General features: G+C 46.6%; 12 protein-coding genes and 1 tRNA gene. 12 read left to right on the top strand and 1 reads right to left on the bottom strand.

The genetic code is table 11. The features are described from left to right. Nucleotides 1-9 precede the first annotated feature (9 nt). The 10 genes from ACKTT1_RS04990 (at nt 10) to ACKTT1_RS04945 (ending at nt 11,582) form a co-directional block, all read left to right on the top strand. Nucleotides 10-648: an MBL fold metallo-hydrolase gene (locus tag ACKTT1_RS04990; RefSeq protein ID WP_412710411.1), complete on the top strand. Its 639-nt coding sequence runs from the start codon at nt 10-12 to the stop codon at nt 646-648. Nucleotides 649-749: 101 nt separating this feature from the next. Beyond that, nucleotides 750-1,031 (top strand): (2Fe-2S) ferredoxin domain-containing protein, encoded by a 282-nt coding sequence (locus ACKTT1_RS04985; RefSeq protein ID WP_412710410.1) that lies wholly within the window; start codon nt 750-752, stop codon nt 1,029-1,031. Beyond that, complete coding sequence (locus ACKTT1_RS04980; protein ID WP_412710409.1) at nt 1,018-2,739, top strand: [Fe-Fe] hydrogenase large subunit C-terminal domain-containing protein; 1,722 nt, start codon at nt 1,018-1,020, stop codon at nt 2,737-2,739. Before ACKTT1_RS04985 ends, ACKTT1_RS04980 begins: the two co-directional genes overlap by 14 nt. Beyond that, nucleotides 2,739-3,893, top strand: coding sequence for a SpoIIE family protein phosphatase (locus ACKTT1_RS04975; RefSeq protein ID WP_412710408.1), 1,155 nt, complete (start codon nt 2,739-2,741; stop codon nt 3,891-3,893). The genes ACKTT1_RS04980 and ACKTT1_RS04975 overlap by 1 nt, the downstream gene beginning before the upstream one ends. 30 nt (nt 3,894-3,923) lie before the next feature. Next, nucleotides 3,924-4,430 carry an NADH-quinone oxidoreductase subunit NuoE gene (nuoE, locus tag ACKTT1_RS04970; protein ID WP_412710407.1) on the top strand — a complete coding sequence of 169 codons (507 nt, stop codon included), beginning with the start codon at nt 3,924-3,926 and terminating at the stop codon, nt 4,428-4,430. A 1-nt stretch (nt 4,431) separates the two neighbouring features. Beyond that, nucleotides 4,432-6,336, top strand: a complete 1,905-nt coding sequence (gene nuoF / locus ACKTT1_RS04965; RefSeq protein ID WP_412710406.1) for an NADH-quinone oxidoreductase subunit NuoF — start codon at nt 4,432-4,434, stop codon at nt 6,334-6,336. Beyond that, a complete protein-coding gene (locus ACKTT1_RS04960; RefSeq protein ID WP_412710405.1) occupies nt 6,329-8,362 on the top strand; it encodes a [FeFe] hydrogenase, group A in 2,034 nt (677 codons plus the stop codon). Before nuoF ends, ACKTT1_RS04960 begins: the two co-directional genes overlap by 8 nt. A gap of 41 nt (nt 8,363-8,403) precedes the next feature. After that, nucleotides 8,404-8,479 (top strand) — tRNA-Ala (locus ACKTT1_RS04955). A 54-nt stretch (nt 8,480-8,533) separates the two neighbouring features. Further along, nucleotides 8,534-11,005 carry a leucine--tRNA ligase gene (gene leuS / locus ACKTT1_RS04950; RefSeq protein ID WP_412710404.1) on the top strand — a complete coding sequence of 824 codons (2,472 nt, stop codon included), beginning with the start codon at nt 8,534-8,536 and terminating at the stop codon, nt 11,003-11,005. A 7-nt stretch (nt 11,006-11,012) separates the two neighbouring features. Next, entirely contained in the window at nt 11,013-11,582 is a 570-nt protein-coding gene (locus ACKTT1_RS04945; protein ID WP_412710403.1) for a helix-hairpin-helix domain-containing protein, read from the top strand. Here the strand turns inward: ACKTT1_RS04945 and ACKTT1_RS04940 are convergent. Beyond that, a complete protein-coding gene (locus ACKTT1_RS04940; RefSeq protein WP_412710402.1) occupies nt 11,579-12,022 on the bottom strand; it encodes an Asp23/Gls24 family envelope stress response protein in 444 nt (147 codons plus the stop codon). The genes ACKTT1_RS04945 and ACKTT1_RS04940 overlap by 4 nt on opposite strands. A 139-nt stretch (nt 12,023-12,161) precedes the next feature. Here ACKTT1_RS04940 and rpsU point away from each other — a divergent pair, with 139 nt between their 5' ends. Together rpsU and ACKTT1_RS04930 are read left to right on the top strand one after the other, a co-directional pair. Beyond that, nucleotides 12,162-12,341, top strand: coding sequence for a 30S ribosomal protein S21 (gene rpsU / locus ACKTT1_RS04935; protein ID WP_369017240.1), 180 nt, complete (start codon nt 12,162-12,164; stop codon nt 12,339-12,341). Further along, the gene (locus ACKTT1_RS04930; RefSeq protein WP_412710401.1) at nt 12,338-12,796 is read left to right on the top strand and encodes a GatB/YqeY domain-containing protein; all 459 of its coding nucleotides are present in this window, start codon (nt 12,338-12,340) and stop codon (nt 12,794-12,796) included. Before rpsU ends, ACKTT1_RS04930 begins: the two co-directional genes overlap by 4 nt. The last annotated feature ends 3 nt before the right edge of the window (nt 12,797-12,799 follow it).

Raw genomic sequence — 12,799 nt, 5'->3', positions numbered from 1 at the left:
GTGAAAAAGATGAAAATTACCTGGTTTGGCCATGCTTTTTTTCTGGCGGAGACTGCAGAAGGTATTCGCATAGCCTTTGACCCCTTTGATAGTAGCGTTGGTTATCCTCTTCCGGAAGTTACGGCTGACCTTGTTTGTGTGAGTCACGACCACTATGACCACAATAACGTTGCTCTGATTAAAGGGAATCCTCGCATAGTGAATCAAAGTGGAAGTATAAAATATAACGGAATCACCATTTCGGCCTTCAAAACCTTTCATGATGAAGAAAGAGGAAGAAAAAGAGGCGAAAACTTAGTGTACAGAGTCGAGGCAGATGGTATTGTGCTCTTACATCTTGGTGACCTGGGAGATATTCCACCTGCTGGCGAGATAGAAGCTTGGAAACCGGTGAATATCGTCTTTGTGCCAGTAGGGGGAGTGTATACCATCGATCATAATCAAGCGCACCGGTTAGTTACTCAAATCAACCCCCGTGTTATAGTGCCCATGCATTATAAAACACCATACCTTAGTTTTGCCCTTAATGCAGTTGACCCTTTTTTGAAATTATTTCCCAGGGTGCGTCGTTTTGAAACTTCCACTCTGGAAGTTACTAAGGAAAGCTTGCCTCAGCAGGAAGAAGTGTGGCTACCCAAAGTTCCTTAAAAAAAACCACAAAAACTTGCTAAGTGTGCATCAGGTTGGTAGAATATAGGGCTGTGCATTCTGGTTAAAAGCTTTAGAGCGAAAAGTGTCTAAATTTATTTTTGTCAAGGAGCGTGAAAATGTTCACGATTAGTGTTTGTGTGGGAAGTTCCTGCCACCTTAAGGGAGCTTACGAAATAATCAAGACATGCCAGGAGCTCATTGAAAAACACCAGCTTGAGGGAAAAGTGGAGCTTAAAGGAACTTTCTGTTGCGGCAAGTGCAGTGAACAGGGAGTAACAGTAATCATCAATGGAGAAACACTGAGCGGTGTTTTGCCTTCCAATTTTGAAGAAGTTTTCCAAGAAAAAGTGTTGAAGGAAATCCAAAATGAGCGTCATTAAAACCGAGGTAACCAGCTGTCGGGATTGTTATAAGTGTGTGCGTCATTGCCCGGTCAAAGCCATCAGGGTGAGTATGGGCCATGCCGAGATAGTTGACGAGCGGTGCATTAAAGACGGACGTTGTTTGAACATTTGCCCCCAAGGAGCCAAAGTGGTGCGCAAGGACGTGGAGAAAGCAATTACCCTTTTGAAAAATAAAGAAAAAGTGGTCGTGAGTCTTGCTCCTTCCTTTGTAGCTGCCTTTCCAGAAGTAAGCCCTGGTCAATTGGTTAGTGGCTTGAAGAGACTGGGTTTTCAGGAAATCCGCGAAACGGCAGAAGGTGCAGAGTGGGTAGCTCTGGAGCATGCGCTCCTGGTGCAAGAAAAGAAAGGGCCTTTTATTTCCAGCTCTTGTCCTGCAATTAACGCCTTAATTTACACTTATTACCCTCAGTACATTGGCTATCTGGCTCCGGTGGTTTCGCCAATGATTGCTCATGCCAGGATTCTCAGGAAAGAACATTCCTCACAAGAGATAGGCGTAGTATTCATCGGGCCGTGTGTTGCCAAAAAAGCGGAAGCTGAAGAAGAGGAAGTGCTTGGAGAGGTGGATGTGGTACTCACTTTTCAGGAACTCAGAGAATGGCTCCAGAGAGAAAAGATAGATCTGGCCTCTTTACCAGAAGAATCATTCAGTCAGTCTCGCATTAGCTGGGCGAGGGCTTTTCCGGTGGAAGGAGGATTGTTGAAATCAGCGTCGCTGGAAACAGATCTCCTTTCTGTGGAAAAGTTGGTTATAACCGGCATCGATCGGGCAAAAAGGTTTCTTGAGGAATTTGAAAAAGAAAGCCCGGGATTGAAGCTGGTCGAAATGATGTCCTGCGAGGGAGGTTGCATAGATGGACCAATGCTCGAATCCGGTCTCTCCCTGGTGGAAAGACGCAGGAGAGTGATCGATTTTGCCGAACAAAAGTTGGTGCATATTGAAAGTAGCAATCAACAGGACCCTCAGAGTTTACCCAGCTTGCGCAGGACTTTCAAAGAGCGAGCTATCCCGCGCCCTGTACCTCCAGAAGAGGAAATAAAAAAGATTCTCGCTCTAACCGGTAAGTTTACCCCCAGAGATGAACTCAACTGTGGAGCCTGTGGCTATAACACCTGTCGAGAAAAAGCTATAGCTGTATATCAAGGTATGGCCGAAGCTGAAATGTGCATTCCTTTCATGCGGGCAAGAGCAGAGTCCTTCTCGAGTTTCCTGATGAGCGTGACCCCTAATGGCATCGTGCTTCTTGACGATAACTTGAGAATAGTGGAAGTAAACCCCGCTTTTCGAAGGATGTTTCATCTGGAAGGGAAACTGGTAGTTGGTAAAAGAATAGATGCTCTTATGGACCCTTCTATTTTTGCGGAAGTGCTACGCACTCATCGAGCAGTGATTAAGGAGTTTCATTTCCCGCAATACGACGACCTTTATGCGAGGGTTTCTGTTTTTTACCTGGAGAAACCAAAGCTGCTTATGAGTGTCATTGTTGATTTGAGCCGCGAAAAAGAACAGGAGAAAAAATTGGAAGAAATCAGGGAGAAAACCATAGAAAGAGCACAGCAGGTTATCAACAACCAGATGCGGGTGGCTCAGGAAATTGCCAGCCTCCTTGGAGAAACCACGGCAGAAACCAAGGTCCTTCTCAACGCTTTAATAAAAATTTTAAAAGGAGAGTCTGCAGAGTAGTGGAAGAGCTTTTTGTTGAAGTAGGATCGGCACAAATACCCAAGTATGGAGAAGAATTGTGTGGCGACAGTATTGCCTACCACAAAGGTCCCAAATCGACCATTATAGTCTGGTCAGATGGTTTGGGAAGTGGAGTAAAAGCAAGCATTCTGTCCACCCTTACTTCAAAAATTATCGTAACTATGCTCTGCGAAGAAACGCCTCTTGAAGAGGTGGTGCAAACCCTGGCCGACACCCTTCCCGTATGCCGAGTTCGCAAAATTGCCTATAGCACTTTCTCGGTTTTGCATATCAAAAAAAATGGTGATACACACCTGGTTGAATTTGACAACCCGGAAATTTTCTGGATTCGCAACGGCAGGCTTATGTACATCGAGCGCGTAGAAAGAAAAATGGGAAAAATGACCATACGGGAAGCGAACTTCCGCCTTCAGAAGGGTGACTGGATCGTTGGCGTTAGCGATGGCGTGGTGCATGCAGGAATTGGTGGTAAGTGGAACCTGGGTTGGCAGTGGGAAAAGATTGCTTCATTTTTAGAAATAACTGTTACCCCTCATTTAAGTGCCTCTTCTCTTGCTCAGAGAGTTATCGATACTACCTTGAAGCTTTACGATGCCAAACCAGGTGACGATGCCACCTGTGTGGTTGCAAAAATTCGGTTGCCCAATAGAGTGGTTCTCTGGGCAGGTCCTCCAGAAAACCCCAGTTTTGACTCAGTGGTGTTTGAGAAGTTTATTACCTATCCAGGCAAAAAGGTGGTATGCGGAGGAACTACCGGAAACATTGTCTCTCGCCTCTTAGGGCAAGAAATTAAGGTAGACCTGGAGTCGTTGAGTCCGGAAATTCCCCCGGTGGGAATTCTGGAGGGGGTGGATCTGGTCACCGAAGGAGTATTGACTCTTTCTCGAGTGCTGAAGCTTTTTAGGGAAAATGTAGATCCTGAAAAGCTGCTTTCGCGCCAGGATGGAGCCAGTCGTTTGTATCGCCTCCTGTGCGAAGCTGACGAGATAAAGATTATCGGAGGGAAAGCCATCAATCCTGCTCACCAGAATCCCAAGCTTTCCGGTGAGCTTTCTTTGAAAGTACGCATTCTTGAAGAGCTTGAAGAAGAACTTCGCAAACATGGGAAAATGGTTTCTTCTGAATTTTACTAAAGCTGAGTAATTAGGATGGAGGTGTGGAGAATGGAAAATAATACCGGAGTTACTGCGCTGGAAAGGAGTTTTGAAAAGGTTAACGAAATTCTCAAAAAACACAGTTATCAACCCAGCAACCTCATCGCCATTTTGCAGGAAATTCAGGCAGAATACAGATACCTCCCTGAAGAAATTCTGACTTATGTCGCTACGGCGCTGGGCGTATCACCAGCCTATGTTTATGGAGTGGCCACTTTCTATGCTCAATTTTCTTTAACGCCCAAAGGAAAGCACATAATCCGGGTATGTGATGGCACAGCCTGTCATGTAAAGGGTTCCTCCCGGGTATTGAAGGTCATCCGCGAAACACTGGGTCTTGAAGAGGGCAAAGATACTACTGACGATTTACTATTCACTGTGGAGACCGTTGCCTGCGTGGGCGCTTGTGCTCTGGCTCCTGTAATTACCATAGATGACCAGGTCTATGGCCTGCTTGATGAGAAGAAAGCCCGGGAGATTATCGAAGCAATTCTCGAACAAGAGGGGGGTAAGTGAGATGCACTTCAAAGATCGAGCAGCTCTGGAAGGCTACATTGAGCAACTCAAATCCAGACCCCAGCCTCGCCGCGTTTTGGTGTGCATGGGAACCGGGTGCTTAGCTAAAGGAGCCCAGAAGGTTTATCAGTCTTTTGTGGAGGCTCTGCAGCGCAAAGGGTTAAACGTTGAAGTGAATATGGATACCTCAGAGAGCTTAAGACGTTTCGCGCTGTGCAGTACCGGATGCATGGGAATTTGCGAAACCGGACCTCGAGTTCGTATAGAACCAGAAGGGATACAATACCTTCGCGTGTCCCCAGAAGATGTGGAAGAGATTGTTGAAGAAACCCTTGAAAAAGGCAACATTGTATATCGCCTGGTTCAGCAGGAAACCATCAACGGAGAAATGCGATATTGGCCCCTGGTCAAGGACGATCCTTTTTATAGGAAACAGGTACGGGTCGTCCTACGCAATTGCGGTAGCATTGACCCGGAAAGCATAGATGAGTACCTTCGCAATGACGGGTATCGGGCGCTGGCCAAAGTAGTTACCTCGATGACTCCAGATGAAGTTATTGCAGAAGTGACCAAATCGGGATTGCGTGGTAGAGGTGGTGGAGGATTTCCCACTGGACGCAAGTGGCAATTTGCCCGCATGGTAAAAGCAGACTTGAAATACGTTGTCTGCAACGGTGATGAGGGTGATCCGGGTGCTTTCATGAACCGCTGTCTCATGGAAGGAGATCCCCATGCCGTGCTCGAAGGACTGGCTATTGCTGGATACGCAATTGGAGCTCGGGAAGGATTCATTTACGTGCGCGCTGAATACCCTCTTGCGGTGAACCGGTTACGCAAAGCCATAGAGAGTGCCTATCAAGCAGGTCTTCTGGGAGAGAATATCTTGGGTAGTGATTTTAGCTTCAATATTCACATTAAAGAAGGCGCTGGAGCGTTTGTCTGTGGCGAGGAGACAGCACTCATTGCTTCCATAGAAGGGAAAAGAGGCATGCCCCGCCCCAGGCCTCCTTATCCTGCTCAGAGTGGCCTGTGGGGGAAGCCCACTATCATTAACAATGTGGAAACACTGGCAAACGTACCCCAGATTATCTTGAATGGTGCTGAATGGTTCCGCTCTTTTGGCACCCCAAGCAGCCCGGGAACCAAAACCTTTGCCTTAACCGGTAAGGTGAAGAATACGGGGCTTGTAGAGGTACCCATGGGCATTACCTTGCGTGAGCTGGTATTTGAAGTAGGTGGCGGCATACCTGGTAATAAAAGTTTTAAAGCGGTGCAAATAGGAGGTCCTTCTGGAGGGTGTCTCACTGAAGCCCATCTTGATCTGCCCATTGATTATGATTCCCTGTGCAGTGCAGGAGCGATTATGGGCTCTGGAGGCCTGGTGGTGCTCGACGAAGACACCTGTATCGTCGAGGTTGCAAGGTTCTTCATGTCTTTTACTCAGAGTGAATCCTGCGGTAAGTGCGTGCCTTGTCGCGAAGGAACCAAGCACCTTCTGGGTTTGCTCCAGAAAATCGTCAACGGCACAGCTTCAATGGAAGACCTGGAATTACTGGAGGAAACGGCTCAGGTGGTTAAAGACGCCTCGCTTTGTGGCTTGGGTAAAACAGCTCCTAACCCAGTTTTAACCACTCTGCGTTACTTCAGAGATGAGTACATTGACCATATTGTGCATCGGATATGCCCGGCCCATGTCTGTCAGGCTATGAAAGAATACCGAATAGACCCGGAAAAATGCAAATCATGTGGTAAGTGTGCCCGAGTCTGTCCGGTTAAATGTATTTCCGGCCGCCCCCGGATTCCTTATGTGATAGATCAGGACCGTTGTATAAAATGTGGTTCATGCTTCGAAGCCTGTCCTTTCGATGCTATAACCGTTGAGTGGAGGAGGAAAAGCCATGAATGAAAAGAGAGCGGTCATAATTGACGGCCAGGAAGTTCCTCTAAACGGTGAAAAGAATATTCTGGAAGTCGCCAAGAAGGCAAATATAGATATCCCTACTTTCTGTTATCATTCAGATCTGAGTGTGTATGGCGCTTGTCGTATGTGCATAGTGGAAGTTGAAGGAAGAGGTATTTTGCCAGCGTGTTCTACACCCCCGGAACCAGGAATGATAATTCACACTAACAGCTCTCGCATACTGAAAGCCCGAAAAATGAACATTGAATTTTACCTTGCCAATCATGAGCGAGACTGCACAACCTGCGAAAAAAATCTCAACTGTCGTCTCCAGGAAATGGCTTCTCGTATGGGTATCAGAGAAGTTCGCTTTGGCGAGAGAACCGAAAAAGTACCCCGGGATGTTTCCAGCTTTTCGCTGGTCCGCAATCCAAATCGGTGCATCCTCTGCGGAGATTGCGTGCGAACCTGTCAGGAAATAGAGGGCATCGGTGTTTATGATTTTTCCCATCGTGGTTCTCGCGCTACGGTTGAGCCTGCATTTGGAAAAAGCCTTGCTGAAGTAGAGTGTGTATACTGTGGTCAATGTGCCATTCGTTGCCCGACTGCCGCGCTGGTAGTGAAATCGGAAGTCGATGCTGCCTGGGAAGCGATTTTGGACCCTGATAAATTTGTGGTAGCTCAAATTGCACCGGCAGTAAGGGTTGCCATCGGCGAAGCCTTTGGTCTACCGCCGGGCGAAATCACCACCGGGAAAATCGTTACCGCTTTGAAGAAAATAGGCTTTGACCGGGTTTATGATACCTCTTTCAGTGCAGACCTCACCACCATAGAAGAAGCCGAAGAGTTTATCAAGCGTTTGCAAAAGAACGAGAGGTTGCCCCAGTTTACTTCTTGCTGTCCTTCCTGGGTATTCTTTGCAGAAAGAAATTATCCTTTCTACTTGGAACACCTCTCAACTGCCAGGTCTCCACAGCAGATGTTTGGCTCAGTAATCAAGAATTTTGTCGCCAAACAGGAAGGAATAGCACCGGAACGTACGGTTTCTGTATCCATAATGCCCTGCACATCGAAAAAATTTGAAGCCAGAAGGCCAGAATTCAAAAATCAAAAGTATGCCGATGTCGATATCGTGCTTACTGCTCAGGAAACTATTCAGCTCATACGCTCGGCAAACATCGATTTTAACGAACTGGAGCCTCAACCCTTTGACGTACCCCTTGGAGCAGGAACCGGAGCTGGAGTTCTGTTTGGGGTAACCGGCGGAGTTACTGAAGCGGTGCTGCGCTATGCTTATGAAAGGCTGACCGGCGAGGAACTCAAAAAAGTGGAATTTGAACAGGTTAGAGGCTTAGGAACAGTCAGGGTAGCAGAGGTTGAATTTGGCACCAGAAAGGTAAAGGTAGCTATAGTACATGGCCTGGCTAATGCCCAGCGCTTAATCCAGGAAATACGTACAGGGAAACGCTACTATGATTTTGTGGAAGTAATGAACTGTCCTGGAGGGTGCATTGGTGGTGGAGGTATGCCGTTGGGCCATCCTGATTATCCCGAGGTGCTGCGCAAGCGAGCTCAGGGTCTTTACCATGCTGACAGACTATCTCCAGTGCGTAAACCCCAGGACAGCCCAACGATCAAGCTTCTCTATGAGCGCTGGCTTAAAGAACCCAACAGTGAAATTGCCGAAAGGTTTTTGCACACTCGTTTCTCTTCGCGTCGCAGGATAAGCAGGGAAATAATCCGCATTCAGGAGGCCAAGAGCGCTCAGAAAGTTGACGTTGCAGTATGTGTGGGCACCAGCTGCTATCTTAAAGGATCCTACAACCTGATTCAGGCCTTGGCTAACCTGGCTCGGGAGTACGGGGTAGAAGATAAGATAAGTGTTGGTGCTACTTTCTGCTTAGAAAAATGCGCTCAAGGACCTAACATAAGAATCAACGAGGAAATAGTTACCGAAGTTTCTGCAGAAAATTTGAGGAAAATATTTGAGGAAAAGGTTCTTTCTAAACTCCAGGAGTCATTGACGCATTAAGTATTTTTTCGTATAATAACAGCGCCTGTTAAGATGAATACGGGGCTGTGGCGCAGTTGGGAGCGCGTCTCCTTGGCGTGGAGAAGGTCACGGGTTCAAATCCCGTCAGCTCCACCAGAGTAAGAGCTCGTCCTGTGTGGGGCGAGCTTTTTTTTACAGGAGGTTCAGGAAGTGTCTAATTTTTACCCTTTCGAAGAGATAGAGAAAAAGTGGCAGAAAGCGTGGGAAGAAAAGAGAATATTTGAAACCACAGAAGATCCTGACCGAAAGAAATTCTACGTTCTTGAAATGTTTCCCTATCCTTCCGGTGACCCTCACATGGGGCACGTGAAAAATTACGTTATTGGAGATGTCATTGCCCGTTATTTTATACGAAAAGGCTATAATGTGTTGCATCCCATGGGTTTTGATGCCTTTGGGTTGCCTGCCGAAAATGCAGCCATACAGCACGGCATTCACCCTGCAGTATGGACCTACGAAAAAATCGATCGTATGCGAGAAGTTCTGAAGCAACTGGGTATAACTTACGATTGGAGAAGAGAAGTTATTACCTGTGATCCTGGGTACTACAAGTTTACCCAGTGGTTCTTCCTGCAGTTTTACAAAAATGGGCTTGCCTATAAAAAGGAAGGACCGGTTAACTGGTGTCCTTCTTGTGCCACTGTGCTTGCCAACGAACAGGTTGTGGATGGTGCCTGTGAGCGCTGTGGTACGCCGGTGGAAAGAAAGCTTTTGAATCAGTGGTACTTCCGGATAACCAAATACGCTGAAGCACTACTTGAGGATATGAAGCTTCTTGGAAACTGGCCGGAAAGAGTGCTTACTATGCAACGTAACTGGATAGGAAAGAGTGAGGGAGCAAACATTGATTTCTTTCAACCCGATTTAGGTGAGAAAATAACCGTTTTCACCACTCGACCAGACACCATTTTTGGGGTTACCTTTTTCGTGCTGGCACCCGAGCATCCTCTTGTAGAGCGACTGGTTAAGGGCACTCCAAAGGAGGAAGAAGTCCGCAAATTCAAAGAACGAATAAGCAAAAAAAGTGAAATCGAACGCACATCTGATCTTTCTGATAAGGAAGGTCTTGCTCTTGAAAAAGACGTCGTCCACCCCATCACTGGCCAGAGAATTCCCATCTGGGTTGCCGATTACGTGCTGCTTGAGTACGGTAGTGGAGCGGTGATGGGAGTACCAGCCCACGACGAGCGTGATTTTGCCTTTGCCAAGAAATATGGTTTACCGATCATACCGGTTATTCAACCTCCAGATGGTGATTGGAACGGTGAATGTTACTCCGGGGACGGAATAATGATCAACTCGGGTGCTTTTTCGGGATTGCTTTCTGAAGAAGGTAAGAAGAAAATAATCGCCTTCCTCAAAGAACAGGGACTGGGTGATGCAGCAGTTAGTTATCGCTTGAGAGACTGGCTCATTTCCCGACAGCGCTATTGGGGAGCACCGATACCGATTATCTACTGCGAACAATGCGGAGAAGTGCCAGTTCCTGAAAAAGATTTACCAGTGTTGCTTCCGGAAAACGTGGATTTCCGACCTACCGGACCCTCACCCCTGGCCCTTTGTGAGAGTTTTGTGAATACCACCTGCCCGCAGTGTGGAGGCCCAGCCCGTCGAGAAACCGATACCATGGACACTTTTGTATGTTCATCCTGGTATTATCTGCGCTACTGTTCTCCATGGGAAAAAGATAGGCCCTTTAATCCAGAACATGTGCGTTACTGGATGCCCGTTGACCAGTACATAGGGGGAGTGGAGCATGCCATTCTCCATCTTCTGTATTCCCGATTCTTTGTAAAGGTCCTCAACGATTTAGGTCTTGTTCCTTTCCGGGAGCCCTTCACCAACCTGTTTGCTCAAGGTATGGTGACCAAAGACGGAGCCAAAATGTCCAAATCTAAGGGCAACACAGTAAGTCCTCGGGAAATTATCCAGAAGTATGGCACCGATACGGTGCGTCTGTTTATTCTTTTTGCTGGTCCGCCTGAGCTTGATATGGAATGGTCAGACCAGGGAGTAGAAGGAGCATTCCGTTTCCTAAATCGTGTTTGGAACATCGCCAGGGAAATAATGTATATGCAGAGCAACCAGCAAGTCCCGATTGACGAGAACTGGATGAGAAACCTGGAGCGAAAGGTGCATCAGACCATATTTAGGGTAGATCGGGACACCAGAGAGAGATTCCATTTCAATACTGCAATCAGCGCCATTATGGAGCTGGTGAATGAGTTGTCTGAATCTCTTCGTTTTCTGAGTGAAAAAGGTGCTCACCCAGAGGAAAAGAAACTTATGACGTGGGCCCTGAAGCAACTGGTTTCCATTTTGAACCCTTTTGCGCCTCATCTCAGCGAAGAAATATGGTCACTTCTTGGAGAAAAAAGCTTCCTCTCTCTGGCTCCGTGGCCAGAATATGATGCTGAAAAAATGTTGACTGAAACAGTAACCATTGTGGTTCAGATAAACGGCAAGGTGAGAAGCAAGATTGAAGCCAATCGTGATGCTTCAAAGGAAGCAGTACTTGAGCAAGCACTGCGAGACGATAAAGTCCAAAACTGGCTCGACCAGAAAGAAATCCAAAAGGTGATATATGTTCCCAACAAGCTGATTAATCTGGTAGTTCGCTGAAAACCACATGAATTCCAACGAAAAACTAGTTGTTATCATTTTGGGAGTCCTACTCATTACTTTGTTCGGCATCTGGTGGCATCAGCGGGATGTGCCATCCGACCAGGCAGAGGTTCACCAAATAATAGTGCAGATAGAAGGTGCGGTGCTCAATCCTGGTGTGTATAAAGTAGCTGAGGGTACCCGCCTGTTTGAGCTGATAGAATTAGCTGGAGGAGCGCAACAAGAAGCGTACTTGCAAGGTCTGAATTTAGCAGCGCCTCTTTACGATGGACAGAAAGTGGTTGTTGCTTTTGCCCTTCAAGAAGAGAAAGAAAACGCAAAAACCCCTTCTCTCACTCTGTCTCTTGACCATCCTGAAACAGACCTAAAGGATGTAAAAGGAAATTTGGTCAACATTAACCTGGCCGCTGCTGCAGAGCTTGAAACCCTGCCCGGGATAGGACCGGTAATAGCGCAACGCATTGTTGAGTACCGTGAACAACATGGTCCTTTTCACTCTCTGGACGAGCTCGCCCAGGTTAAAGGTATTGGGCCTAAGAAGCTTGAAAAACTTCAAGGCCTGGTTTGCTTCTAACCCTGACTTTCCACAGATTCTTCTTTCTCTGGATAGGTGACTTCTCTTACATTGATGTCAATGCGGTTTACCTTCATGCCGGTTTTGGATTCGATGACCTGTTTGACTTCTTGCTGCACTTTCCGAGCAACTTCTATAATGGTAGCACCGATATCCACGGCAATGGAAATCTCCAGGTTGACGGATTTTTCCTTAACATCGACTTTTACGCCCTTGTTAAGCTCTCTTTTGCCAATCAAGGTGCTCAATGATGCTTGTGGTAGACCAGCCATGCCTGTTACCCCGGGTACCTTCATGGTGGTAATGGCTGCCAGAGTAGCGATGATTTCTGGAGCGATGGTGATTTCTCCCAGGACTTCCTCAGATCCAACCTGGTTGGATTGAATCTCCATATTTTGATTACTCTGGTCAGCAGGAAATTCCTGGTGTTCCTCATTCATAGAACTTACCCCCTTTGTATAGCTTTTCCATATAATATATTATCACTTTGGCTCCTAGTAGGTGTAGCACAGACCAAAATTGACAGAGGTTTCTTAATTTTCTATAATGTTTTTACTTTTTGACAAGGGAGGAATTGTAGTGACCGAGATCAAGGTTGGTCAGGGAGAAAGCATTGACGAAGCTTTGAGAAGATTTAAGCGAAAGTGCCAGCGCAATGGGATCATTTCTGAAATGAAAAGAAGAGAGTTCTATGAAAAGCCAAGCGAAAAAAAGAGAAAAAGAGCTCAGGCTGCGGCACGGAGGAAAAAGCGTCGGTGAGTTCAAACATCTCTCTGAAAGAGAAGTTAAACACAAGCATGAAAGCGGCCCTCAAAGAGGGCGATAGAATACGCCTTGACACTGTACGGCTTCTCCTTGCTGAGATCAAAAACAAGCAGATAGAGAAGAGAACCGACGATCTCGAGGAATCAGAGATTATAGCATTGCTTAGAAAAGAGATTAAAAAAAGAGAGGAATCGCTGGAATATTTTGAAAAAGCACAACGTAAAGATTTAATAGAGAAAACGAAGCGGGAAATAGAAGTAATCGAGTCGTTCTTACCTCCTCAGCTCGCCGAAGAGGAAATACGCCAAATCGCTGAAAGCATTATTCAAAAGGAAGAGAACATTTCTTTCGGAGAGGCTATGAAAGCTGTTATGAAAGAGTTACAAGGCAGAGCTGAAGGCAAAAAAGTGGCTCAGATAGTTCGGGATATCTTGGGGGAGCGTGGTTAAAAA

Source organism: Atrimonas thermophila (assembly GCF_045864955.1).
GTDB lineage: Bacteria > Atribacterota > Atribacteria > Atribacterales > Thermatribacteraceae > Thermatribacter > Thermatribacter velox.
This window is presented reverse-complemented; position numbering and strand designations above follow the sequence as displayed.